This is a genomic window from Pseudoduganella sp. GW821-FHT12E03 (assembly GCF_058807115.1).
Genome location: NZ_JBXAQJ010000006.1, coordinates 107,264 through 130,937, shown reverse-complemented (window position 1 = coordinate 130,937; position 23,674 = coordinate 107,264). Strand labels below are relative to the sequence as shown.

24 protein-coding genes are annotated in these 23,674 nt (G+C 63.4%); 15 read left to right on the top strand and 9 right to left on the bottom strand.

Annotated features, from left to right (window positions below; genetic code table 11):
* Positions 1-63 precede the first annotated feature (63 nt).
* The 4 genes from modA to AC1RRC_RS16640 all read left to right on the top strand — a co-directional run bounded on the left by modA (position 64) and on the right by AC1RRC_RS16640 (position 3,073).
* A complete protein-coding gene (modA, locus tag AC1RRC_RS16655; protein WP_493056631.1) occupies positions 64-822 on the top strand; it encodes a molybdate ABC transporter substrate-binding protein in 759 nt (252 codons plus the stop codon).
* Between the two features lie 72 nt (positions 823-894).
* Positions 895-1,572 (top strand): molybdate ABC transporter permease subunit, encoded by a 678-nt coding sequence (gene modB, locus AC1RRC_RS16650; protein ID WP_493056630.1) that lies wholly within the window; start codon positions 895-897, stop codon positions 1,570-1,572.
* 3 nt (positions 1,573-1,575) lie between these two features.
* Positions 1,576-2,271, top strand: a complete 696-nt coding sequence (locus AC1RRC_RS16645) for an ABC transporter ATP-binding protein (protein ID WP_493056629.1) — start codon at positions 1,576-1,578, stop codon at positions 2,269-2,271.
* Complete coding sequence (locus AC1RRC_RS16640) at positions 2,261-3,073, top strand: TOBE domain-containing protein (protein ID WP_493056628.1); 813 nt, start codon at positions 2,261-2,263, stop codon at positions 3,071-3,073. Before AC1RRC_RS16645 ends, AC1RRC_RS16640 begins: the two co-directional genes overlap by 11 nt.
* Positions 3,074-3,113: 40 nt before the next feature.
* Here AC1RRC_RS16640 and AC1RRC_RS16635 read toward each other — a convergent pair whose 3' ends face one another.
* The 3 genes from AC1RRC_RS16635 to AC1RRC_RS16625 form a co-directional block, all read right to left on the bottom strand.
* Positions 3,114-3,536, bottom strand: coding sequence for a hypothetical protein (locus AC1RRC_RS16635; protein ID WP_493056627.1), 423 nt, complete (start codon positions 3,534-3,536; stop codon positions 3,114-3,116).
* Between the two features lie 182 nt (positions 3,537-3,718).
* A complete protein-coding gene (locus AC1RRC_RS16630; protein ID WP_493056626.1) occupies positions 3,719-4,078 on the bottom strand; it encodes a KGG domain-containing protein in 360 nt (119 codons plus the stop codon).
* Positions 4,079-4,170: 92 nt separating this feature from the next.
* Positions 4,171-5,202 (bottom strand): NADP-dependent oxidoreductase, encoded by a 1,032-nt coding sequence (locus AC1RRC_RS16625; RefSeq protein ID WP_493056625.1) that lies wholly within the window; start codon positions 5,200-5,202, stop codon positions 4,171-4,173.
* Between the two features lie 159 nt (positions 5,203-5,361).
* Between AC1RRC_RS16625 and purU the strand changes: the two genes are divergently transcribed.
* The 7 genes from purU to AC1RRC_RS16590 all read left to right on the top strand — a co-directional run bounded on the left by purU (position 5,362) and on the right by AC1RRC_RS16590 (position 11,559).
* On the top strand, positions 5,362-6,231 hold the full coding sequence (purU, locus tag AC1RRC_RS16620) for a formyltetrahydrofolate deformylase (RefSeq protein ID WP_493056624.1): 870 nt from the start codon (positions 5,362-5,364) through the stop codon (positions 6,229-6,231).
* A gap of 58 nt (positions 6,232-6,289) precedes the next feature.
* Positions 6,290-6,826, top strand: a complete 537-nt coding sequence (locus AC1RRC_RS16615) for a YaeQ family protein (protein ID WP_493056623.1) — start codon at positions 6,290-6,292, stop codon at positions 6,824-6,826.
* 110 nt (positions 6,827-6,936) lie between these two features.
* On the top strand, positions 6,937-7,662 hold the full coding sequence (locus AC1RRC_RS16610; protein ID WP_493056622.1) for a M48 family metalloprotease: 726 nt from the start codon (positions 6,937-6,939) through the stop codon (positions 7,660-7,662).
* A gap of 166 nt (positions 7,663-7,828) precedes the next feature.
* The gene (locus tag AC1RRC_RS16605) at positions 7,829-8,227 is read left to right on the top strand and encodes a DUF2946 domain-containing protein (protein WP_493056621.1); all 399 of its coding nucleotides are present in this window, start codon (positions 7,829-7,831) and stop codon (positions 8,225-8,227) included.
* Between the two features lie 69 nt (positions 8,228-8,296).
* The gene (locus AC1RRC_RS16600; protein ID WP_493056620.1) at positions 8,297-8,746 is read left to right on the top strand and encodes a copper chaperone PCu(A)C; all 450 of its coding nucleotides are present in this window, start codon (positions 8,297-8,299) and stop codon (positions 8,744-8,746) included.
* A gap of 8 nt (positions 8,747-8,754) precedes the next feature.
* Positions 8,755-9,282 carry a YcnI family copper-binding membrane protein gene (locus AC1RRC_RS16595; protein WP_493056619.1) on the top strand — a complete coding sequence of 176 codons (528 nt, stop codon included), beginning with the start codon at positions 8,755-8,757 and terminating at the stop codon, positions 9,280-9,282.
* Positions 9,283-9,288: 6 nt separating this feature from the next.
* The gene (locus AC1RRC_RS16590) at positions 9,289-11,559 is read left to right on the top strand and encodes a TonB-dependent receptor (RefSeq protein ID WP_493056618.1); all 2,271 of its coding nucleotides are present in this window, start codon (positions 9,289-9,291) and stop codon (positions 11,557-11,559) included.
* Positions 11,560-11,578: 19 nt separating this feature from the next.
* Here the strand turns inward: AC1RRC_RS16590 and AC1RRC_RS16585 are convergent, their stop codons facing one another.
* Entirely contained in the window at positions 11,579-12,355 is a 777-nt protein-coding gene (locus AC1RRC_RS16585) for a head GIN domain-containing protein (protein WP_493056617.1), read from the bottom strand.
* A gap of 167 nt (positions 12,356-12,522) precedes the next feature.
* Here AC1RRC_RS16585 and AC1RRC_RS16580 point away from each other — a divergent pair, with 167 nt between their 5' ends.
* Together AC1RRC_RS16580 and AC1RRC_RS16575 are read left to right on the top strand one after the other, a co-directional pair.
* Complete coding sequence (locus AC1RRC_RS16580) at positions 12,523-13,170, top strand: class I SAM-dependent rRNA methyltransferase (RefSeq protein ID WP_493056616.1); 648 nt, start codon at positions 12,523-12,525, stop codon at positions 13,168-13,170.
* A gap of 39 nt (positions 13,171-13,209) precedes the next feature.
* The gene (locus AC1RRC_RS16575; protein WP_493056615.1) at positions 13,210-14,331 is read left to right on the top strand and encodes a type IV pilus twitching motility protein PilT; all 1,122 of its coding nucleotides are present in this window, start codon (positions 13,210-13,212) and stop codon (positions 14,329-14,331) included.
* Positions 14,332-14,336: 5 nt separating this feature from the next.
* On the opposite strand, the gene AC1RRC_RS16570 is transcribed toward AC1RRC_RS16575, so the two are convergent.
* Both AC1RRC_RS16570 and AC1RRC_RS16565 read right to left on the bottom strand, forming a co-directional pair.
* Positions 14,337-15,617: a c-type cytochrome gene (locus AC1RRC_RS16570; protein WP_493056614.1), complete on the bottom strand. Its 1,281-nt coding sequence runs from the start codon at positions 15,615-15,617 to the stop codon at positions 14,337-14,339.
* Positions 15,614-16,384, bottom strand: coding sequence for a c-type cytochrome (locus AC1RRC_RS16565; protein WP_493056613.1), 771 nt, complete (start codon positions 16,382-16,384; stop codon positions 15,614-15,616). The genes AC1RRC_RS16570 and AC1RRC_RS16565 overlap by 4 nt, the downstream gene beginning before the upstream one ends.
* A 213-nt stretch (positions 16,385-16,597) precedes the next feature.
* On the opposite strand from AC1RRC_RS16565, the gene AC1RRC_RS16560 reads away from it, so the two are divergent.
* On the top strand, positions 16,598-18,016 hold the full coding sequence (locus tag AC1RRC_RS16560) for an aminotransferase-like domain-containing protein (RefSeq protein ID WP_493056612.1): 1,419 nt from the start codon (positions 16,598-16,600) through the stop codon (positions 18,014-18,016).
* A 139-nt stretch (positions 18,017-18,155) separates the two neighbouring features.
* Here AC1RRC_RS16560 and AC1RRC_RS16555 read toward each other — a convergent pair whose 3' ends face one another.
* Together AC1RRC_RS16555 and AC1RRC_RS16550 are read right to left on the bottom strand one after the other, a co-directional pair.
* Positions 18,156-18,833 (bottom strand): 3'-5' exonuclease, encoded by a 678-nt coding sequence (locus AC1RRC_RS16555; protein WP_493056611.1) that lies wholly within the window; start codon positions 18,831-18,833, stop codon positions 18,156-18,158.
* Positions 18,833-19,294 carry a ProQ/FINO family protein gene (locus AC1RRC_RS16550; protein WP_493056610.1) on the bottom strand — a complete coding sequence of 154 codons (462 nt, stop codon included), beginning with the start codon at positions 19,292-19,294 and terminating at the stop codon, positions 18,833-18,835. Before AC1RRC_RS16550 ends, AC1RRC_RS16555 begins: the two co-directional genes overlap by 1 nt.
* Positions 19,295-19,632: 338 nt before the next feature.
* Here AC1RRC_RS16550 and rpoD point away from each other — a divergent pair, with 338 nt between their 5' ends.
* Positions 19,633-22,158, top strand: coding sequence for an RNA polymerase sigma factor RpoD (gene rpoD / locus AC1RRC_RS16545; protein ID WP_493056609.1), 2,526 nt, complete (start codon positions 19,633-19,635; stop codon positions 22,156-22,158).
* Positions 22,159-22,201: 43 nt separating this feature from the next.
* On the opposite strand, the gene AC1RRC_RS16540 is transcribed toward rpoD, so the two are convergent.
* Positions 22,202-23,458, bottom strand: a complete 1,257-nt coding sequence (locus AC1RRC_RS16540; protein WP_493056608.1) for a PAS domain-containing sensor histidine kinase — start codon at positions 23,456-23,458, stop codon at positions 22,202-22,204.
* Positions 23,459-23,674: the final 216 nt, after the last annotated feature.

Below are 23,674 nucleotides of genomic sequence, written 5' to 3'. Positions count from 1 at the left end.
GCATACCGCTCGCTATATAATTCAGTATATTGCGTACATCGATCACTTGATGAGGGACGTCCGATGCTGAATCAACTGTGCCGCGCCGCGATTGCCGGCATGTTCGCCTGGTGCGCCGCCGTGCCGGCAATGGCTGCTGACATTACCGTGTCCGCCGCCGCCAGCCTGACCAATGCCTTCAAGGAGTTGTCGCAAGCGTTCGAAGCCGCCAACCCGGGCGACAAGGTGTTGCTGAACTTTGCCGCGTCCGATGCGCTGGTGCAGCAAATCGCCAAGGGCGCGCCGGTCGACGTGTTTGCTTCCGCCGACCAGGACGCGATGGATAAAGCCGAAGCGCAGCAATTGCTGGCGCAGGGCAGCCGCAAGAATTTCGTCAGCAACAGCCTGGTGCTGATTGTGCCGGTCAACAGCACGTTGCCCATCAAGAGCCTGGCGGATTTGAAATTGCCGGCCGTGGCAAAAATCACGATGGGTAATCCGGCCGGTGTGCCGATTGGCCGCTATGCGAAGGAAGCGCTGGACAAAGCGGGGCTGTGGGCTGCCGTGGAACCCAAGCTGATCTTTGGCGCCTCGGTGCGCCAGAGCCTCGACTATGTGGCGCGCGGTGAAGTCGATGCGGGCTTTGTCTACGTGACCGATGTCGGCGCGCAAAAGGACAAGGTCAAAGTGGCGTTGCCGGTGCCGAGCGCCACGCCGGTGACGTACCCGATTGCCGCGATCCGCACCGCGCCCAACGCGGCGGGCGCCACGAAATTCCTCGCGTATGTGCATTCCACGGCGGGGCAGGCGACCCTGGCCAAATATGGCTTCGGCAAACCCTGATGCAAACCTTGAAAACCCTGCTGCGCCTTGCACGGCCGGCTTGCGCCGCGCGCGGCTTGGCAGGGTTCATCCATGAATGAAATCTGGCAGCCGGCGTGGATCGCGCTGGCGCTGTCATTGAAGGTGGCCGGATGGGCCACCTTGCTGGACATCGTGTTCGGCGTCGCGCTCGGCTATGTGCTGGCGCGTTTTCGCTTTTGGGGGCGCGATACGCTCGATGCCCTGCTGACCTTGCCGATGGTGATGCCGCCCACCGTGCTGGGCTATTATTTACTCGTGATCATTGGCCGCAACGGCCCGGTTGGCCACTGGCTGCAGCAGCATTTCGGCATCAACCTGATTTTTACGTGGCAAGCCGCCGTACTGGCCGCCGCCGTGGTGGCCTTTCCCCTGGTGTTGAAGGCGGCCCGCTCCGCCTTTGAGACCGTCGATCCGCAACTGGAAGACGCGGCCCGTGTGCTGGGCATTTCACCCGTCGGCGTGTTCCTGCGCGTAACCCTGCCGCTGGCCTGGCGCGGCGTGCTGGCCGGCACCTTGCTGGCGTTTGCCCGTTCCATGGGGGAGTTTGGCGCCACCCTGATGGTGGCCGGCTCGATACCCGGTAAAACCCAGACCCTGTCGATTGCCGTGTACGAAGCCGTGCAGGCCGGTCAGGACGATACCGCGAATCTGCTGGTCATCATCACGTCGGTCACCTGCGTGGTGGTGCTGGTGCTGGCCAACAAACTCACTCCCAACCGCAGCTTGTAAATCATGTTGATAGACGTCGATATTGCGAAAACCCTGCGTGCCGGCGAGCGCACGTTCCGCCTGAAAGCCAGGCTGGTGTCGGCCTGTGACCGCATTGTGATTTATGGCGCATCCGGCGCCGGCAAGAGCATGTTATTGAAAGCCATTGCCGGGTTGGTGGCGCCGGACAGCGGCCATATCGCCCTGAACGGGCGGCGCCTGTACGACCGCGCCGCGCGCATCGACGTCCCGGTGCAGCAGCGCCAGGTCGGCTACCTGTTCCAGGATTACGCGCTGTTCCCCCATTTGAACGTGCGGCAGAATGTTATTTTTGGATTGAAAAAGGGCTGGTTCAATCCGTCCGCGCGGGCGGCCGATGCAAAGCTCGACTATTGGCTTGACGCGTTTGAATTGCGCCCGGTGGCGCACCAGTATCCGGCCCAGCTGTCGGGCGGCCAGCGGCAGCGCGTGGCGCTGGCGCGCGCGCTGATTGAAGAGCCGCAGGCGCTGTTGCTCGATGAGCCATTCGCGGCATTGGACCCGGCGCTGCGCGTGCGCATGCGCGCCGAACTGGACGCGCTGCAGCGCCGCTTGCGGATTCCCATGCTGATGATTACCCATGACCCCGAGGACGCCAATGTATTCGGTGGTCACGTATTGACGATGATGGATGGCGTTATCGCCAGCGAACAGGATGTGGAGGTGTGCCATGGCGGATGACAATAAGGAACTGGCACTGGAAGGCAAGGTCTGGATGACGGTGGGTGGCCAGCAACTGGGTGGCTCCGACCGTGTGGCCTTGCTGGCCGCGATTGCCAGTCATGGCTCGATCACCCAGGCGGCCAAGGCCGTGCACATGAGCTACAAGGGCGCATGGGATGCGATTGAAGGCATGAACAACCTGGCGGGCGAACCGCTGGTGGAGCGCCTGACGGGCGGCAAAGGCGGCGGCGGTACCCGGCTGACCCCGCGCGGTGCGCAACTGGTGGAAAACTTCCGCCTGATCGAGCGCGAACACCGCATGTTTATTCAACACCTGAGCCGCCAGTCGCATGCGCTGGCGGATGATTTCCTGCTGATCCAGACCATGAAAATGAAAACCAGCGCGCGCAATCAGTTTTCCGGCACCGTCTCGTCCATCAAGCGCGGGTCCGTCAATGATGAAGTCACGCTTGATATCGTGGGCGGCCAGCGCCTGGTGGCCATCATCACGCGCGACAGCACGGACGGCTTGGGCTTGCGGGTGGGGGGCGATGCGTTTGCGCTGGTCAAGGCATCGTCCGTCATCATCGCCACCGCGCTTGACGCCGCCAGGGTGTCGGCGCGCAACCAGCTGGACGGCGTGATCACACGGCTGGTGGTGGGCGAAGTCAATGCCGACGTCAGCATCACGCTGCCGGGTGGCGGTGTGCTGGGCGCGTCGTTGAGCCTGGAAGGCAGCGAATCACTGGGCTTGAAAGAAGGAATGGCGGTCACCGCGCTGTTCAAGGCGTCCAGCGTGATTGTCGGCGTGCCCGGCTAAGCATCGGCCCCGCACGCAAGGGCACGGCGCCCCACGCCATTCAGGCCAGCGCCAAACCCTCTTCCGTGGCCCATTTGCGCAGGGCCAGTTCGGTGGCGTCATGCTCATACTGGCGCCACAGTGCCTGCTTGCCTTCTTTTTCCACCAGGTCGTGGAATTTTGCGTGGGCCCCGCGCCGGTGAAAGAATTCTTCGGCAATAGCGAACTGGGCGGGAATGTGTTCCTCCACGAATTTCAATTCCAGGTGGCCGCCCAGGTCGAGGTCTTGCCGGTGCGGCACCGACCAGTAGCGCTCGCTGTCATCGACATCGGGCGGGATCCGCTTATAGGCATCGTAGATTTGCGCGGCATGGAAGACTTCGCCCGTGTCCTTGGCGATGTACGCATTGCGCTCGTAGGGCGCGCCGGCGGAGACAAAGTTGAAAGCGGATTGCAGGTCGTCGTACGGAATCGCTGTGGACATGGCACATCCTTTCCGAAGTGTCGGTTTGGCAATCCAATCCATTATAGACGGCGTTGATATTTGTCAGTAAGAGTCGTTAAAAAATGTCACATCCATGCATCAATGCGTGCATCACAGCGATACAAGATGGCGGCATGCCGTGACTCATGCCGCAACTAAAAAAGTGATGTCGGCGCAGCCGCTCAAGGCTCGTTGTCCTGGTTTGCCATTTGGGTGACCTGGGACATATCGGCCTGTTGCTTGTTCAGGCGGGTGGCGGACTGCCGGCTTTCACCGCCTTTGCGGCCGATGGCCGACATATGGGCGCGGTCGCGGCTGACCGCTTCGCCGCCTTTTTGGCCGGCGCGGCGCGCTTCTTCGGAATTGAATTCATGGGCCGTGCCTTTCTGGTGCGCGGCCTGGCCGCCTCGGCTGGCAATGGCGCGCTGCTGCTCGGCATCCATTGCGGCAAAGCCGCGCTTGCCTGTAGACCTGTCTGCGGACCTGTCGGCAGATTTGCGGGCGGCTTTGGTGGCGGTTTTGGGGGGAGTGCGGTCGTCCATGATGCTGCTCCTTGTGGTCAAGGACCGCCGGAATGGCGGCCCTGTCGATTGGAGGAGCAGCGCGCGGATAAGTTCCGCGCGGTGGCGGCGGATTACGCGACTTGCAGCACCAGCTTGCCGAAGTTCTTGCCTTCAAACAGCATCGTCAATGCTTGCGGGAATTGATCAATGCCTTGCACGATATCTTCACGGCTCTTGATCTTGCCTTCTTTGAGCCAGGTTGCCAGCTGGGCGACGGCGATGTGGTAGCGGTCGGCATAATCAAACACCACCATGCCTTCCATGCGGGCACGGTTGACCAGCAGCGACAGGTAATTGGCGGGACCTTTGACCGACGTCGTGTTGTTGTATTGAGAAATCGCACCGCAGATGACGATACGGGCTTTCATATTGATGCGGGTCAGGACCGTGTCCAGAATGTCGCCGCCGACGTTATCGAAGTAGACGTCGATGCCTTGCGGGCAATGTTCCTTCAGCCCGGCACGGATGTCGCCCGCCTTGTAATCGATGCAGGCGTCAAAGCCCAGCTGGTTGACGACGAAATCGCATTTATCCTTGCCGCCGGCGATACCGACCACGCGGCAGCCCAGCTGTTTGGCGACCTGGCCAACCGTCTGGCCGACGGCGCCGGCCGCGCCCGACACCACCACGGTTTCACCGGCTTTCGGCTGGCCCACTTCCAGCAAACCGAAGTATGCGGTCATGCCCGGCATGCCCAGCGTGTTGGTCCACACGGTGGCCGGCGCCAGGCGGGTATCGATTTTCACCAGTGCCGCGCTGCGGTCATCGGCCGCGCCGGTCCAGTAGGTTTGCACGCCGAGGCCGCCCGTGACGATGTCGCCGACGGCAAATTTCGGCGATTTGGACGCCACCACTTCGCCGATGCCGCCCGCGCGCATGACTTCGCCGATGGCGACCGGGCGGATATACGACTTCGCGTCATTCATCCAGCCGCGCATGGCCGGGTCCAGCGACAGGTACTGGGTCTTGACCAGCACTTCGCCGTCAGCCAGTTCGCGCACCGGCTCCGACACGCGCTGCCAGTTGCTCTCGGTTGGCAGGCCGACCGGGCGGGATGCCAGGCGGAATTGAACGTTGTGCAGGTTTTCCAGGGATGTGGTCATTTTGCCTCCGTAGTTATTGGAATGTGGGGTGTTTTCCTACTATAACTTAAAATGAACGATCGTGCTATTTTTCAAAATACCTGTTGTTGCGTCAAGACATGCGACAATAGCAGGTTAATGCTTGTTCAATCCGTTGCTAAACCGATTTTTATTTCGTTCATGACGCACCCTGAATACATCCTGACCCTGTCTTGCCTGGATCACCGCGGCATCGTGCATCGTGTCTCGGGCTTCCTGGCCGAGCACGGCTGCAACATCATTGACTCCGCCCAGTTTGGCGACAGCGAATCCCATTTGTTCTTCATGCGTGTGCACTTCGCGCAGGAAGACGCCGGCGTGACCGATGAGCGCCTGCGCGCGGCATTCGCGCTGCTGGCCGACGACATGAAGCTGGACTGGGAATTGCGCGACGCGCGCGCCAAGCCGCGCGTGCTGCTGATGGTGTCGAAGATCGGCCACTGCCTGAACGATTTGCTGTTCCGCTACAAGAGCGGCCTGCTGCCGATGGAAATCCCCGCCATCGTGTCGAACCACATGGACTTTTACCAGCTGGCGGCCAGCTACAATATCCCGTTCCACTACCTGCCGCTGGCGGCCGGTGCATCGGAGGAGGCCAAGCTGGCGCAGGAAGCGCGCATCATCGAACTGGTGGAATCGCACGATATCGACCTGGTGGTGCTGGCGCGCTACATGCAGATCCTGTCGCCGCGCCTGTGCGCGCGCCTGAAAGGCAAGGCGATCAATATCCACCACTCGTTCCTGCCGAGCTTCAAGGGCGCCAAGCCGTATGCCCAGGCGCACCAGCGTGGCGTGAAACTGATCGGCGCCACGGCCCACTTCGTGACCAGCGACCTTGATGAAGGTCCGATCATCGAACAGGACGTGGAACGCGTCGACCATTCGATGGATGCAGAGACCCTGTCCGCCATCGGACGCGACGTGGAATGTGTGGTGTTGGCGCGTGCCGTCAAATGGTTCGTCGAACACCGTATCCTGCAAAACGGCGGCAAAACCGTCGTCTTCAAGTAAACCGCATCTTAGACAACATGGGTGCCGGTCCTTCGGGCCGGGCGCCCTCATATCATTAATGGCACTGAAATCCACAATCTATAAGGCGGAACTGTCGATTGCCGACATGGACCGCAATTACTACAACACCCATCAACTGACCCTGGCGCGCCACCCGTCCGAAACCGACGAGCGCCTGATGATCCGCGTGCTGGCCTTCGCCATCCACGCCGATGAAGCGCTGGTCAATGCCAAGGGCCTGTCCGATACCGAAGAGCCGGACCTGTGGCAAAAGGATTTGACCGGCGCGATCCAGCTGTGGATTGAAATCGGACAGCCGGACGACAAGCGCATCCTGAAAGCGGCCGGCCGCTCGGAACAGGTGATGGTGTATTCGTACGCCGCCACCTCGCACGTCTGGTGGAAGCAACTGGCCAACAAGATCGACCGCGCGAAAAACGTCAGCGTGATCAATATCCCGGCCGAAGCGTCGGCCGCGCTGGAAAAGATGGCCCAGCGCTCGATGCAGCTGCAATGCACGATCCAGGATAGCCAGATCTGGCTGACCGACGGCACGGAAACCGTGCTGGTTGAGCGTGAAACGCTGAAGGCGTAAGCGCCATGGCGACGCCGCGCTGCTCCCGATGCACTGTTGTGCGGCATGTCTGGGGCAGGGGCGGCGCAGCCGTTCGCGCGCCGCTGCGCGCAATTTTGCTGGCGGCATTGTTGCCGGCCCTGGCAGTCATGCCGGCGGCAGGGCGCGCAGCGCAGCCTTCGCCGGGCCCGGACCAGCAGCAAGTGATGGCCGGCGCGGCCGTGCTGTACAACGAGCGCATCGCGGACCTGCGCTCCGCGCAATTGCTCGACAACGATGCGGCCTTCCACGCGCGTGTGCAGCGCATCGCGCAACCGTTGTTGGCGCAGGCCGCGCGCGATTTTCCCGAAGCGGCCGCCTGGCCGTGGGAAGTGCACACCACCACCGATCCCGAAGAACACGCCTACGCGTTCGCCGGCGGCAGGCTGCTGGTCAGCAGCGCCCATGCCACGGCATTGCAATTGTCGGACGGCGAACTGGCCATGGTGCTGGCCCATGAGATCGCCCATGCCGTGCTGCGGCATAACCTGCTCGAATACCAGGAAGCGCTGAAGCTGGAGCCGGCATGGCAGGCGCGCCCGTTCGCGGAACTGGAATATGCGGTCGACCATGACAGCGCGCTGATGGCGAAGCTGGCGCCGCTGGGTAAACAGCAGGAACTGGAAGCGGACCGCGAGGGCTTGAAGCTGGCGGCCAGGGCAGGGTGGCCGCCGCACGTGCTGGCGGCTTACTTCCGCAAACTGGTGCAGGCGTCCAGCGCCCCTAACTCGGGCGGCTTTGCGCATCCGTCGCCGGCCAGCCGCTTGCGCGCGGCAAGGGAGGCGGCCAAAGCAGCTGCGGCCACCGGCTCCCGCTAACGTGGGGTGGTTTCCGCAAGGCGGAAGCCGCCATGCCAGCGCCGTGACTGCGCGTGCCGGTGCCAACGCGCTGGAATGGTGGCAAGCCTTGCGGCTTACCACCCTACGGTTTCATATGGCAGCTATAGCGCGTAACCACGGATGTCTCGGGTTATAATCGCCCGTGATGAAAAGGACACCGGCTACCAGGATGCTATGGCTCTGGATCGCATGTTTTGCGATCTTGCTGAATGCGCTTGCGCCATCCGTGTCGCACGCCATTGCCTTCAGCAAGGGCGTGCCGGCCACCTGGGAAATTTGCCGCGCGGACGGTTCCCGAGTCACCGTGTCCGGCCTGATCACGTCCGCCAGCGACAGCGACAAAGCGCCTGGCGAGGTCAAAGCCATGGGCGAGGATTGCGCCTATTGCCAGACGCACGCCGGCTCATTCGGCTTGCCTCCCGCAACTCTTTCCAGCCTGCCCTTGCCGGGCATGCAATCCGTACCGTTCCTGTTCTATCGCGCGCCGCAGCCACTGCCTGTATGGGCCACGGCGCAACCACGCGGGCCCCCCGCGCCGATCTGATTCACCCTTACTGCCGCGCGTCATCGCCGCGATGCCGCGCATACCGTAATCCGATTCAGAGGTAGAAACATGAAGTTGTTGAATAAAACCGCCATTCTCTCCGTCGCAACGCTGCTGGCCTGCAGCGCCCACGCGCAAGTCACCGTCAAGGATCCCTGGGTGCGCGCCACGGTGCCCGCCGCCAAGGCGTCCGGCGCCTTCATGCTGTTGCAGTCCGCGCAGGATGCGCGCCTGGTGGAAGTGCGCTCGCCGGTGGCCGGCATGGTGGAACTCCACCAGATGTCGATGGACAATGGCGTGATGAAAATGGGCGAGGTCGAAGGCATCGACCTGCCCGCCGGAAAGCCGGTGGCGCTGGCGTCGGGCGGCTACCATGTGATGCTGATGGGCCTGAAGCAGCAAATGAAGGAAGGCGATACGATACCGTTGACCCTGGTGGTGCAAAAGAAGGACAAGAAGCTGGAAACCGTTGAAGTCAAAGCGCTGGTCAAGCCGTTGAACTATTCCCCGTCCAAGTGAGGCTCATTGTGAACAACTTCAAAAAAACCTTCGCCGCCGCTGCCATCGGCATGGCGCTGTCCCCGTTCGCTTTTGCCCACGTCACCCTGGACCAGCCGACCGGCCAGGCCGACACCTATCACAAGCTGGCATTCCGCGTCGGCCACGGCTGCGATGGCAGCCCCACCAAATCCATCACTGTGATGCTGCCGGAGTCGGTCACCGGCGCCAAGCCGATGCCCAAAGCCGGCTGGAAAATCAGTACCGTCAAAGGCAAGCTGTCGGTGCCGCAGGAATCGCATGGCAAGGCGGTCACCACCGCCGTGCGGGAAGTCACGTGGACCGGCGGTCCGCTGGCCGACGAGCATTTCGATGAATTCATCGTGCAGGCGAAATTGCCCGTGGAAGCGGGCAAGGTGTACTTCAAAGTGGTTCAACAATGTGTCAAAGGCAGCATGGCCTGGGATGAACTTCCCGGCGATGCCGGCGCCAAATTACTTGCGCCGGCCCCTGTCCTGACCATCGTTCCCGCCACCGGGCCCGCCCACGCACACTGATTTGACATGAACAATTTGAAATGCAAGCCGCTGGCAGTGATGCTGGCGGCGATGGGCGCTGCTGCGTCCATGCTTAGTGCTGCCCGCGCCGATCACGTGGTCCACATCACTGCGGGCCGTCCCACCTCCTTGCCCGCGCAAATCCCCGCCACCATGGAAGGCATCACGGGGGCGCAAGTCGAAGACCGCATCAATGCCAGCGATAGTGAAGATGCGCTGAAGTATCTGCCGAGCCTGAACGTGCGCAAGCGCTATATCGGCGACTATGACCACGCGGTGCTGGCCAGCCGGGCTTCCGGCACTGGCAACAGCGCCCGCTCGCTGGTGTATGCGGACGGCATCTTGCTGTCCAACCTGCTGGGCAATGGCGCCACGTATACGCCGCGCTGGGGCCAGGTGTCGCCGGAAGAAATCGAACGCGTCGACGTGTTGTATGGGCCGTTTTCCGCCGCGTACCCAGGCAACTCGGTGGGCGCCGTGGTGGACTTTCAGACCCGCATGCCGGACCGGCTGGAAGCGCACGTCAAACTGTCCGGCTACACCCAGGGCTTTCAACAATATGGTTCCGACAGCCGCCACGATGGCGGCCAGGCCAGCGCCTCGCTCGGCAACCGCGCCGGCGCGTGGTCGTGGTGGATCGATGTGTCGCGGCTCGACAGCAACGGCCAGCCGATCGCGTTTGCCAACAAGCTGGTGGCCAATGGCACGCCCGGCAAGGCCGGCATTCCCGTCACCGGCGCGATTGCCGACAAAAATCCGGTCAACGCGGACTGGCTGATCCTGGGCGCCACCAGCCAGGTGCATACGGTGCAAGACCATGCCAAGGTCAAGCTGGCGTATGACCTGGCCCCGGCGCTGCGCGCCAGCTATACATTGGGCTGGTGGCGCAATGACGCGGTACGCAGGTCCACCTCTTACCTGCGCAATAACGCCGGCAACCCGGTGTTTGGCGGCGTGGTCAATGTCGATGGCCGCAGCTACAGTTTGCTGGCCTCCGACTTCGCACCGTCGCGCGGCGCGCTGGAACACGTGATGCACGGCCTGTCGCTCAAGCAAAACAGCAAGGGCGTGTTCGACTGGGAAGTGGCGGCCAGCCGCTATGACTATGCGCGCGACCAGGTGCGCACGCCAACCGTGGCGGTGCCCGATCCCGCCACGAACGGGCAGGGCAACCTGACCGACATGGCGGGGAGTGGCTGGCATACGCTGGCGTTGCGCGGCATCTGGCGTCCGCAGGGCGTGGCGCACACGGTGGAATTCGGCGCGCAGCGCGACAGTGCGTACCTGCGCACCCGGGTCACCAGCAGCGCGGACTGGATCCATGGCGACGCGGCCGGCAGCCCGGTGTCGCGCTTTGTCGGCGATACGCGGCTGACCAGCTGGTATGGACAGGATACGTGGCGCGTTTCCGACAGGGTAAAAGCCACGTTCGGCCTGCGCCGCGAACAGTGGCAGGCATTTGGCGGCGGCATCGCCAACAGCGCGGATGTGCTGAAGCGGTTCCAGGACCGCGACGAAGCGTCCTGGTCGCCCAAGCTGGCCGTGTCGTACCGCGCCAGCGATGAGTGGTCGCTGAAAGCGTCGGTCGGGCGCGCCGTGCGCAACCCGACCGCGGCGGAATTGTTCCAGGGCTCCATCGTCAACAATGAGATCGTCAATACCGATCCCACCTTGCGCGCCGAGCGGTCATGGACCAGTGAATGGACGGCGGAACGCCAGCTGGAGCAGGGCAGCCTGCGTCTGACGGCTTTCCACGAAACCACGCGCGACGCGTTGTATTCGCAGCCGCTGCCGGCCGCGCCCACGGTCAATACCGTGCAAAACATTGCAGGCATCCGCACCAACGGACTGGAATTGTCGTACCAGCAAGATGGCGTGTGGCTGCCCGGCTTGTCGCTGACGGGCAGTGCAACCTATGCCGACTCCATCATCACCCGTAACCCCGCGCTGCCGGCCAGCGTCGGCAAACGCCAGCCGCGCGTACCGGACTGGCGCGCCACCTTGCTGGCGTCGTATCACACGGGAGAACACTGGACGTCGACCCTGGGCTTGCGCTATAGCGGCCGCCAGTATGGATCGCTGTTGAACAATGATCCGAACGGGGCGACTTACATGGGCGTGTCGGATTACCTGGTGCTCGATGCGCGGGTGCGCTACCGGTTCAACCGGCAGTGGAGCGGATCATTGGGGATCGATAACCTCAATAACCGCAAGTACTGGGCGTTTCATCCGTACACCCAGCGCACGGTGGTGGCCGAACTGAAGTTCGACCTGTAGGGCGGCGCCTGCCACCGGTTTAGTTCGGCGACCCGCCCAGGCGCTTGACCGAACCGGACCCCATGATGCTCTTGCTCACTTGCGGGTCGCCGTAGTAGCCGATATCGCCGGAACCGGCCACCGACAGGTTCAGCGACTGCTTGGCCCAGACGGTGGCCTGGCCGGAACCGCCGATGCTGACGGAGACATCGCGCGCCGCCAGCTTGTCGGTGTTGACCTTGCCGGAACCGCCGATCGATACTTGCAGGCGCCCGGTGGCGCCGGCGGCTTTCAGGCTGCCGGAACCGCCCAGCGACACCGCCACCGCATCGCTTTCCATGTTGCGCACATTGATGGAGCCGGAACCGCCCACGTCAAAGGTGAGTTTCGGCGCTTTCAAGGTATCCGCATCGATCGAGCCGGAACCGCCGACCGCGATTTTTTCCAGCATTTTCGCGTTGACGGTCACCTTCAGGTTGCGCGTATCGATCCGCACATCGCGCTTGACCGGGCGCAGGTGCAGCACGCCATGTTCCACCACCGCTTCAATCGCGCCCTGCACGTTTTCATCGGTTTCAATCGTGATGTTTTCGGTATTCCCGGTACGGACTTCCACGTCGCCCGGCAAGGACAGCGCCAGGCCGGTGAAGTGGCCGGTGTCGCGCGTTTGCTTGACGATCTTGCCATTGCCTTGTACGGTTTCGCCGCCGCGCAGCCAGCTCAAAGGACCCGCGCCGACGCTGGTGGCGGGGACGATGATGGCCAGGGCGCTGGCGGCCAGCAGGACGGTACGGGCGATGTGGTTGAATGCTGCCATGTTGATTCTCCTCGAAAGACTTGATGTTGTTTGATGAGGCTCATGGTAGGGCAGCAACATTGTGCAGGCACCTGGCATGCGACAGACTGCGGTGTGGGCGGAACAGAATGCATCCGGAGCCGATGGAAGCATGAGGTATCATGCGGCATTGTATTGAGGGAAGTCATATGTTGGTAATAACAATCAAGCAGGGCAAGGAACAGTCGATTTTGGCCGGCGATCCGTGGATTTATCCCGCGTCCGTCGAGCGTGTCGATGGCCGTCCACAAGAAAAAAACAAGCCAGGCGCGACCGCCATCGTGCAAACCTCGTCGCGCCGTTTCCTGGCGCGCGCCGCCTATAACGCCAAGGCGGTGCAAATCTGCGCCCGGGTCTGGACCCTGCGCGAAGATGAGCCGGTGGACCACGCAATGATCAAGCGCCGGGTGCAGGCGGCGATCGCCAAGCGGGCGCAAGTCATGGCGGCGCTGGGGCCTGAACAGCTGATGCAGCTCGTGAACGGCGAAGAAGATGGCTTGCCCGGCCTGTTTGTCGAGTATTACGGCGGCCCGCAGGGCTACCTGCTGTGCGGATTCCAGTCGGGCGCGGCCGAAGCATGGAAAGTACCCATCGTCCAGGCGCTGATTGCTGGCACCGGTTGCCCGAATGTGTTCCAGCGCGCCGATGAATTGCTGCGCAAGGGCGAAGGCTTGCCGGTGTTTGCGCGGGAACTGGCCGGGATTGCGCCACCGCCGAAGTCAATTGTCAATAGGCGTGGCGTCCGTGTCTACATGGACTTGAAAACCGGTTTTGAGTTCCCGAAGGCCCCCGTATAATCCTTGTGGAACTATTAATTTACCGGGGGAAATTGAGTCATGGAATACCACCAGTCGTCGCAGATCCGTACGCTGACCTATGAGGAAAACGAAGACCACCCGGTATTCGGCACCCTGGTCGAGCAAATCCTGCACTTGCTCAATTCCCGCCTGACCTTCAGCGACATCCTGATCCACCAGAACAGCCCCTTGCTGCTGCGCCAGCCGAAAGGGCTGGTGGCGGTGACGGATTCGCCCATTACCCGCGAAGAACTGGAAGAATTCTTTGAAGTGGTGGAGCCGAACTGGCAGGAGCGCATCCAGGACCGCGCCTTCGACCGCTCGATCGATTTGCATACGGCCCGCATCCGCGCCAACTGTTTCACGTTCCAGGGGAAAAAACGGCTCGGTTGCGTGATCCGCCGCTTCCCGAAGGAACCGCTGCCGCTGGCCAACCTGGGTTTGCGGCCCCATGAACAGAAATTCGCGCAACTCACCAGCGGCCTGGTGCTGATCATCGGCGACACCTGCCAGGGCAAGTCCACCACGATTGCCTCGATGCTCGATGAAATCAACAAACACCGCTCGGGCCACATCATCACCATTGAAGACCCGGTGGAAACCCTGATCCCGCAGCGCATGTGCGTCATCACGCAGCGGGAAGTCGGTTTTGATGGCGACGTCGAGAGTTTTTACCTGGGCGCGCTGGACGCCCTGCGCGAACGCCCCGACGTCATCGTCATCGGTGAAATCCGTGATGCGCAAACCGCGCAGGAAGCGCTGGCGCTGGCCGAATCCGGTCCGCTGGTGCTGGCGACGTTGCACGCCCGCTCGACCGAGCTGGGCTTGCAAAAAATGATACGTTTGCTCGGCAATTCCGAGCCGCAGCAGCAGGCGCTGGCGCACGCGCTGCGGGGCATGTTGTGCCAGGCGCTGCTGCCATCCATCGATGGCGACCGCTACCACCTGGCGACGGAATGCCTGACCGTCCATCCGGACGTGGCGCACATGGTCGAAGCGGGCAATATCGCTGGCATCCGCCCATGGATGGAAGCGCAGCAGCGCGAGGGTTGCCACACCATGAACGCGGCGCTGAAAGTGCTGCTGGCCGAGAAAAAGATCGCGCTCGACGATGCGCGCCATGCCACCACCGACCGGGTGGGGCTGGCGGCGCGCACCTGACGCATCTAATCCAGCGGTACCCGGCGGTAGCGGTCGACGTCGCTGCCGTTGACCGGCGGCGCGTTATTGCCCCATTCCGAGCGGATATACGACACCACGGCCGCCACTTCGGTATCGGACAGCGTATGGGCAAACGGCGGCATGCCGTAGGGGCGCGGATTGCCGGCCGTGGCCGGGGCAAAGCCGCCATTGAGCACAAGGCGGATCGGATTGGCCGCTTCATCCATCAGCAAGGCGCGGTTGCCGTTCAGTGGCGGATAGGCGGGCGGTAATCCCTTGCCGGTAAAGCCGTGGCATGTCACGCAATGTTTGACGTAGACGTCCGCGCCCAGGGCCAGGAATGCCCGGGCCTCCTGCGACGCTGAGCGCTCATACGGCACGGCCTTGCCGCCGGTATGCGGCAGGGTTTTCAGGTAGACCGCCATGGCCTGCACATCGTCGTCCGACAGATGCTGCAAACTTTCACGCACCACTTCAGCCATCGGTCCGAACACCGTGGCGCGCGGCGACACGCCGGTTTTCAGCAATTGCGCCAGGTGCCCCGTATCCCAGTCGCCCAGTCCCGCTTCGCCATCGGAGGTCAGCGAGGGCGCATACCAGCCCAGCATGGAAATCAGGCCGCCGGACATGCGGTCGCTCGACGCGCCCAGCGCGTTGCGGGTGCTGTGGCAGGCATTGCAGTGGCCCAGTCCCTGCACCAGGTAAGCGCCACGGTTCCATTGCGCAGTCTGGCCGGTGTCTTCGCGGTAGGCGGCGGGCCGGAAGTAGAGGGAACGCCACACCCACAGGCTCGCTTGCAGGTTGTACGGGAAGCGCACCTGGTGCGGCGGGCTGGCTTGCCGGATGGCCGGCACGGTCTGGAAATACGCATACAGCGCATCGGCGTCGTCGCGCGACACATTGGTGTAGTTCGTGTACGGGAAGGCCGGGTACAGCAGTCGGCCATCGCGCGATTTGCCGTTGTGCAGCGCGCGCCAGAACTCATCGGCGGTCCAGGCGCCGATGCCGGTTTCCTTGTCCGACGTGATGTTCGGGGCGGCCACGTCGCCGAACGGGGTTGGCAACGCCCGGCCTCCGGCATAGGGTTGGCCGCCACGCGTGGTGTGGCACGCCTGGCAATCGCCGGCCCGGGCCAGGTAGGCGCCACGGTCAATCCGCTGTTGCGGCGTCAGCGCGGCGGTGGCGTTGCCGGGCGGCGGCAGCGGATCGTCGCCGGGCGCCGCCAGCCACAGGCCGGCCAGCAGCATGACGCAGACGGCGAGGGCGATGATGAGGCGGCGCTTCATGGCTGGCCTCCGGAGCGCGGTGCGGCGGCCCGCTGCGCGGCGGGTGCTGAACTGGCGGCATGGGTCGGTGCGTTGCTGGCGCCGGCGGCGGGGGTATTAGCGCCGGGCAGGGCGGCCGGGCCGGGCGGCGGATTATCCGGCGCGCTGCCGCAGGCAATCGGCAGTGGCCGCGCAATCGACGCGGCGGGCAGGATGGAGGCATCGGCCGGCTGTTGCGCCAGCCAGCCGGACACCGCGGCGATGTCGTCAATCGACAGCCGGCCCGCGATATCGGCCATGCAATCGGGCGCGTGGGCGCGGCGGCCCTTGTCGCGCCATGCGCCGAACTGCGCATTGATATAGTCGCGCGGCAGGCCGACCAGGCCCGGGATGGCCGGCGCCACACCGGCCAGGTTGTCGCCATGGCAGGCCACGCAGGCCGGCACTTTTTTTTGCGGGTCGCCCTGCAGGGCCAGCACGCGGCCCCGTTCCAGCATGGCGCCGCTGGCGCTGGTTTTGCCGGGCGGCGGGTAGGGCGGATGCTGGGACGCGAAGTATTCCGCGATTTCCATTAAATACGCATCGGACAACTGTTCCGTCATGTAGGTCATCATGGCGTACTGGCGGCGGCCTTCGCGGAAATTGCGTAACTGGTTATACAGGTAGCCGGCCGGCTTGCCGGCAATGCGGGGGAAATACACATCGCCGCGCGCCGCCGCCCGGGCATCGGCTTTGACGTTGGCGCCGGCGGTATGGCAGGCGGTGCACGCGGCCATGCGCTGTGCCATGCTGTCGGGGAGTTCCTTGAGCGCCGTTGGTCTGGCGGGGGCGGCATGCGCCGGCAGGAGGGTGCAAACTGCCAGGCACGCGGCCAGGACCGGTTTCCTCGGTTTCCACATAAGGGGCCTGTTCTTTAAAATGATAGCTTTATTGATCGACAAGAATACGCCTGTGCGGCACGCTTGGACAGGCGCAGAAACGCAACAAAACAGGGGATCAGATTGAAGCTCTACGAAGCGCTGGCGCAGGAAATCGAAGACCTGGTGGCACAGCAGGCCTTGCGTCCCGGCGACCGCCTGCCGTCGGTACGCCAGCAACAGGCGCGCCGCGGCGTCAGCCCCGCCACCGTGTTCCAGGCCTATTACCTGCTCGAAGCGCGCGGCGTGATTGAATCCCGGCCCCGTTCCGGCTATTACGTCACGCGTTTGCGCCTGCCGGAAGGTGAGCCGCCCGAACCGCAGGCGTCCCGGCCGGCGGTGGAGCCCGCGGTGGTCGATGTCAGCGCGCTGGTGTTCGACGTGCTGGAAGCGGCGCGCAACCGGTCCGCCGTGCCGTTTGGCTCCGCCTTTCCCAGTCCGCTGCTGTTTCCGTTGGGCCGGCTGGCGCGCGAAACCGCGTCCGCCATGCGCCGGCTCGACCCGTGGAGCACGGTGGCGGACCTGGCGCCCGGCAACGATGCATTGCGGCGCCAGATCGCGCTGCGCTACCAGCTCGATGGCGCCCCGGTGCCGCCGGACGAGATCGTCATCACCAATGGCGCGATGGAAGCGCTGAACCTGTGCCTGCAGGCGGTGACGCGGCCCGGCGACACGGTGCTGGTGGAGTCGCCGGCTTTTTATGCGGCGCTGCAGGCGCTCGAGCGGTTGGGTCTGCATGCGGTGGAAGTGGCGACCGATCCGCGCGACGGCATGGACCTGGCCGCGCTGGCGGCGGCGCTGGAGCGGCATCGGCCCGCCGCGTGCTGGCTGATGACGAGTTTCCAGAATCCGCTGGGCAGCCTGATGTCGCCGGAAAAGAAGCAGGAACTGGTGGCGTTGCTGGCGCGGCACGCCGTGCCGCTGATCGAAGACGATGTGTATGGCGAACTGTATTTTGGCGCGCGCCGTCCGGCGCTGGCCAAGCGCTATGACGAACACGGGCTGGTCCTGCATTGCGGTTCGTTTTCCAAGTGCCTGGCGCCGGGTTTCCGCATCGGCTGGGCGGCGCCGGGGCGTCATGCGCGGGCGGTGGAGCGGCTAAAACTGTCGACCAGCCTGGCCTGCGCCATGCCGTCCCAGCTGGCGCTGGCCGGTTACCTGGCGCAAGGGGGCTATGATCGCCACCTGCGGCAATTGCGCGTCGCGCTGGAGGCGCAGCGCGACGCCATGCTGATGGCGGTGGCGCGGCATTTTCCGGCCGGGACGCGCGCCACGCGGCCGGAGGGCGGCTACTTCCTGTGGGTGGAGTTGCCGGCCGGCGCCGATACGCTGGCGCTGCAGCGCGCGGCGCTGGAGCAGGGCATCAGCATTGCGCCGGGACCGATGTTTTCCGCGCGGCGCGAGTACCGCAACTGTTTGCGGTTGAATTACGGGCACCCGTGGAATACGGCGCAGGAAGAAGCGATGGCGGTGCTGGGCAGGCTGGCGGCGCGAAATCCGTAGGGCGGCTTGGATTCATCAAGCCGCCATGCGTGCGTGACCGCTGTCGCTGGCGCTGGCGGCGGCGCGGGCATGGCGGCTTCCGCGTTGCGGAAACCGCCCTACGGAGTGCATGACGTGACTGAAAAGGCGGCGTGGCCTGTCAGGCGGTGACCGGGCGTGGCTTGCGCTTCGGTTTGGCCGGCCGCTGTGGCGGCAGCGCGTTGCCGGCCGCGATCCAGTGGCGGTAAATGCGCAGCGCGACTTGCGCGTCGTCGGCCGCATACAGGATCTGCCGTTCCGACAGCCGGGGCGCGGCCCAGTTGGTGGTGGAAATCTTTTTGGATTTTTGCAGTTTCTGGCCAAAGAAGCGCGCCACGGCGCTCTTCGCGCCGAGGTCATTGCGCTGCCCGCCCCGCAGGGCGACCGACAGGTCGGCCACCCGCTGCGGCTCGATGCCGAGCTTGGCGCGCAGCCGCCGCACGTCGTCGGACAGGCCGAAACCGACTTTCAAAATGCGCTCGGACTCCAGCACTTCCTTCAGCAAGGGCAGGGCCGGCAAGGGTTGCATCCCGATCTGGAACAGGTAGCAGACGGCATCCGTCGACAGCTGCACCAGGTGCGGCCCGTCCGACGTTTGCCCTTTGAGGAAGGTGGGTTTGGACTCGGTGTCGAAGCCGATCACGTCCGCCGCCAGCAATGCCGCCTGCGCTTCTTCCAGCTCGGCGGCTGCGCGCACCAGCCGCACGTCGGCCAGTGCAATGCCGATATAGGGCGGTAAATCCGGTGGAGCATCAAGCTCCGTCCCGGATTCGGCCGGCAAGTCGGCGGCGTCGTTCATCAGCCTTTTTTCGAGAACTTGGCAGCCAGCAGGTTCAGTTTTTCCTGGCGCTGCTGGGCGGCTTCCGCTTCGGCCGCGGCTTCGCGCTCGGCTTTCTTGCGGTCCGCTTCCTTCTTCAGGCGCTCTTTCAATACTTCCTTGGCGTGCTTGCGGTGCTCGTCCGTGACTTCGGCGCCGGCCTTGCCGTCGAGGTCATAACGCACCGTGGCTTTTTCCATCACGCGCAGGTAGCGCTGCGAGCCAGTGTGGATGCCCAGTGCCGCGCGCATCAACTTTTTTTCGATACCGGGCAGTTGCGCCAGGATCTGCTTGTCGATACCAATCGACAGCGGCAGGCAATCGCGGAATGGTGGGAATTGTTGCTGCAGTTGCTTCAGCAATGCGCGGGCGGTTTGCGCTGGGGCGGCCGGTTGGTTGGCTGCTTCAGTGGCCGCCGGCTCCGGGGTAAGGCTAGTGTTCATCGACTTCACAGGTTAAGCAAGAGGCCGCCAGCATATCATGCTGTCGGCAACGATGCATTGTAAAATCCGCCATCATGTTGTTTTGCTTAGGCGAATGACTGTTCGCGGCGGCGTGCGCTGGCGGGAAAACACTGTTATAATAATCGACTTGCCAAACAAAATTGGCTGCGGTGGCAGGACTTGCAGCAGTTAGCAAGCCATTCCCGCCTTGCATAGTAGATAAAGCAAGCCCGTACATAGTGAATGCAACGGGCTTTTTTCAATTTCCGACGAGATGTTGCGTGCTGACGGTCTGGAACCGGACCGGTCGGCATGATCTCGCATTGAGAGATATTTGAATGACGAAAACGCCGAAAACCCTCACGTTGTCTGCCAAAGCCCCACGTTCCACGACGGTGCAACTGGCTGTACCTAAGACCACTTTATCTTATGTCATCGACAATGCGCAAGAGGCTGCCGGCAAAGTTACCGTCGTAAAGAAAACCCGTTCGCGCCTGGCGGCTGTGGCCGCTGCTGACGCGGCGCCTGCGGGTGTTGCGCCGGAAGCCATGAACGCGGTGCCGGCCATGGCGGAAGGCGTGGCGACGGTAGCGGAAACGTCTGTCGAAGTCCCTGTTGTGAAACTGGCCCGCAAGTCCGGCGCGGCGACCGCCGTGTCGCTGGCTGCGCCGGGCGGCGATGCCGTCAAGCCTGCGCCGAAAACCCGTGCAGTCCGTGCCAAGGCCGAACCGGCCCCGGTGACCATCATCCCGGCCGGCGCCGCGCCGGCCGTCAGCCAGACCACCGATGCCGCCGTGCTGGCCTCGATCGACACTTCCGGCTACCAGCTGCCGGGCGTGAAAGTGCCGGGCCGCCGTGGCCGCAAGCCAAGCGAATTCACGCCGGAAAACGATGAAGTGGCGGCGCTGAACGCCGTCGAACGCGCCGAACTGAAGGCCGCGTCGAAGGCGCGCGAGCGCAAGGCCAAGGGCCTGGACGCACTGAGCTCGGCCGGCGCATCGGCGGAAGAACTGGAAAAACGCCGCACGCAGTTCAAGAACCTGATCAACCTGGGCAAGGACCGCGGCTACCTGACTTACGCCGAGATCAATGACCACCTGCCGGAAAACATCATTGATCCGGAAGCCATCGAAGGCATCATCGCGACCCTGAACGACATGGGTATCGCGGTCTACGAGCGCGCGCCGGACCAGGAAAGCCTGCTGCTGACGGATGGCGTGGTCGCCGCGGCGTCCGACGATGAAGTGGAGGCCGCCGCCGCCACCGCGCTGTCGACCGTGGATTCCGACTTCGGCCGCACCACCGACCCGGTCCGCATGTATATGCGTGAAATGGGCGCCGTGGCGCTGCTGACGCGCGAAGGCGAAATTGAAATCGCCAAGCGCATCGAAGAAGGCCTGAAGGACATGATCCAGGCGATCTCCGCCTGCCCGACCACCATCGCGGAAATCATCGCGCTGGCCAAGAAGATCGAATCCGATGAAATGAAAGTCGACGACGTGGTGGACGGTTTCGTCGATATGAACGAGTTGAGCAATACTCCAGCCCCTGCGGCGTCAAGCTCGGACGATGACGACGACGAAGAAGAAGTCGAGGAAGAGGAAGAAGGCGAAGGCGCCGCCGGCGGCGCGGCCGGTTATTCGGCCGAACAACTGGCGCAGCTGAAAAAAGGTGCGCTGGAAAAGTTTGAGCTGATCGAGCAGCAATTCGAAAAAATGCGCAAGGCGGCGGGCGGCTATGGTTCGCCGGCCTATGTGAAAGCGCAGGAAACGATTTCCGCTGAATTGCTGGGCATCCGCTTCACGGCCAAAGTCACGGAAAAGCTGTGCGACACCTTGCGTGGCCAGATGGAGCAAGTGCGTTCGATCGAGCGCGCCGTGCTGGAACTGTGCGTCAACCGTTGCGGCATGCCGCGCGCCCACTTCATCAAGGTCTTCCCGGGCAGCGAGTGCGACCTGGACTGGGTCGATGGTGAAGTCAACGCTGGTTACCCGTACAGCGCGGTGCTGGGCCGTAACGTGCCGGCCGTGAAGGAACTGCAATCGAAGATGATCGACCTGCAGGCGCGCGTGGCGCTGCCGCTGGCCGACTTGCGCAAGATTAACAAGCAGATGGCCGCCGGTGAAAAGCGCGCCCGTACCGCCAAGCGTGAAATGACCGTGGCCAACTTGCGCCTGGTGATTTCCATCGCGAAGAAGTACATCAACCGTGGCCTGCAATTCCTGGACCTGATCCAGGAAGGCAATATCGGTCTGCTGAAGGCGGTGGACAAGTTTGAATACCGCCGTGGTTACAAGTTCTCGACCTATGCGACGTGGTGGATCCGCCAGGCGATTACGCGTTCCATCGCCGACATGGCCCGCACCATCCGCGTGCCGGTGCACATGATCGAGACCATCAACAAGATGAACCGCATCTCGCGCCAGATCATGCAGGAAACCGGCAGCGAGCCGGACCTGGCGACCCTGGCCGTCAAGATGGAAATGCCGGAAAACAAAGTCCGCGAAATCATGAAGATCGCCAAAGAGCCGATCTCCATGGAGACGCCGATGGGCGAGGATGGCGATTCCCAGTTGGGCGACTTCATCGAAGACAACACCACCCTGGCCCCGCTGGACGCCGCGATGCACGCATCGATGCGCAACGTGATCAAGGAAGTGCTGGATTCGCTGACGCCGCGCGAAGCGAAGGTGCTGCGCATGCGCTATGGCGTGGAAATGTCGAACGACCACACGCTGGAAGAAGTGGGCAAGCAGTTCGACGTGACCCGCGAACGGATCCGCCAGATCGAAGCGAAGGCCATGAGCAAACTGCGCCAGCCATCGCGTTCGGACAAGCTGAAAACGTTCCTGACGCAGAACTAACGGTTCTGACCCTCATGCGCCGCCAGGCGGCGCATGAGGGCGTTCAGGCATCACAGGATTCATTGAAACGGGAAGCTGCGGCTTCCCGTTTTTGCATGCCGGGCAGGCGGATCGTCAGCGTGGTGCCTTTGCCCGGCATGTTGCTGGCCACGATCACGCCGCCAAACGCGCTGACGCGCTCGCGCAAGGCCAGCATGCCGAACGGTTCGCCGCTGTTGGGCGTCAGGCCGACGCCATTGTCGCCGACCACCACCAGCACGGCATCGGGGCCCAGGTCCAGGGTCACGTCCACCCGCGTGGCATGGGCGTTGGCGTCGATATTGGCCAGCGCCACCTGGATCATGCGGAACACGGCCCAGGTCTCGCGTGGCGGCAGGATGTCCGGCCCGCCATCGTGCAACAGGTGCAACTGGCAGTGGACGGCGCCATGGCGCTCCATTTGCTTGAGCAGCCAGTCCACCGCGGCCGGCAAGCCCAGTTCCAGCGTGCTGGGATGCAGTTCATTGATCAGCGTGCGCACGGCATGGATCGATTCGTCCAGCGCGGTCAGCGCGCTGCCGGCCTGGCTGTGCAGGCGCGGGTGGTTGTGCGCGGTGCGCGTGTGCAGCATGTCCGCGTCCAGTTTCAGCGCCATCAGGTTCTGGCCCAGCGCATCGTGCGCGTAGCGGGCCAGGCGGCGGCGTTCTTCTTCGCGCGTGTTTTCCTTGTGATCGGACAGCTGGCGCAACTGCCGCAGTGAATCCTGCAGCGCCAGGTCGGCGCGCATGCGCTCCGTGACGTCGATGCACATGCCGATCAGTACCGCAGGTTTGCCATCGCTGTCGTAGACGGCACGCTTGTAGGTTTGCACCCGGCGGTCTTCCTGCTTGCCCTCATGCCACACCCATTCTTCTTCCACCCGCAGCTCGCCGGACGCGAACGCGGCGCGGTCGGCCGCCAAAAAGCCTTCCATCTGGTCGGCCGGGTAATGCGCGCTGCCCCGGGTGCCGGACAGTTTGGCGAAATCCACGCCGAAGATGTGTTCGCACGCTTCATTCATCATGATGATGCGCGAATCCGGGTCTTTCTGGAACAGCGCCACCGGCAGCAGCGAGACGACGCGTTGCAGGTGGTCTTCGCTGCGGGTGAGGTCGGCCAGTTTGGCGCGGGATATGTCCAGGTCGCCGCGCAATACCGCCGCTTCGCGGCGGGCTAGTTCCAGTTGACGGGCATTGTTAAATGCCGCTCGGGCGGCACGGCGCCACAGGATCGCGAGCGCCGCGCAAACTGTGACGAAAAGGAGGGTCGGGACATTGGTCATGGGGAGTTGATTGTACCCGGACTTTTATTCTTTTGGCATGCATATGTATAGCACAGATCGTTCCACAAGTGACATATAGAAATATGTAGTGACCACGTATGGAGGGTCCTGTTCATAGCGCTGCGGCAATGAGACAGTGCCGCCCGGACTTTCTTGACAGCGGTAAATGATGGGGGGACGATGGTTAGAGCCCCGCCAGTTGATCGCCCCACTTTG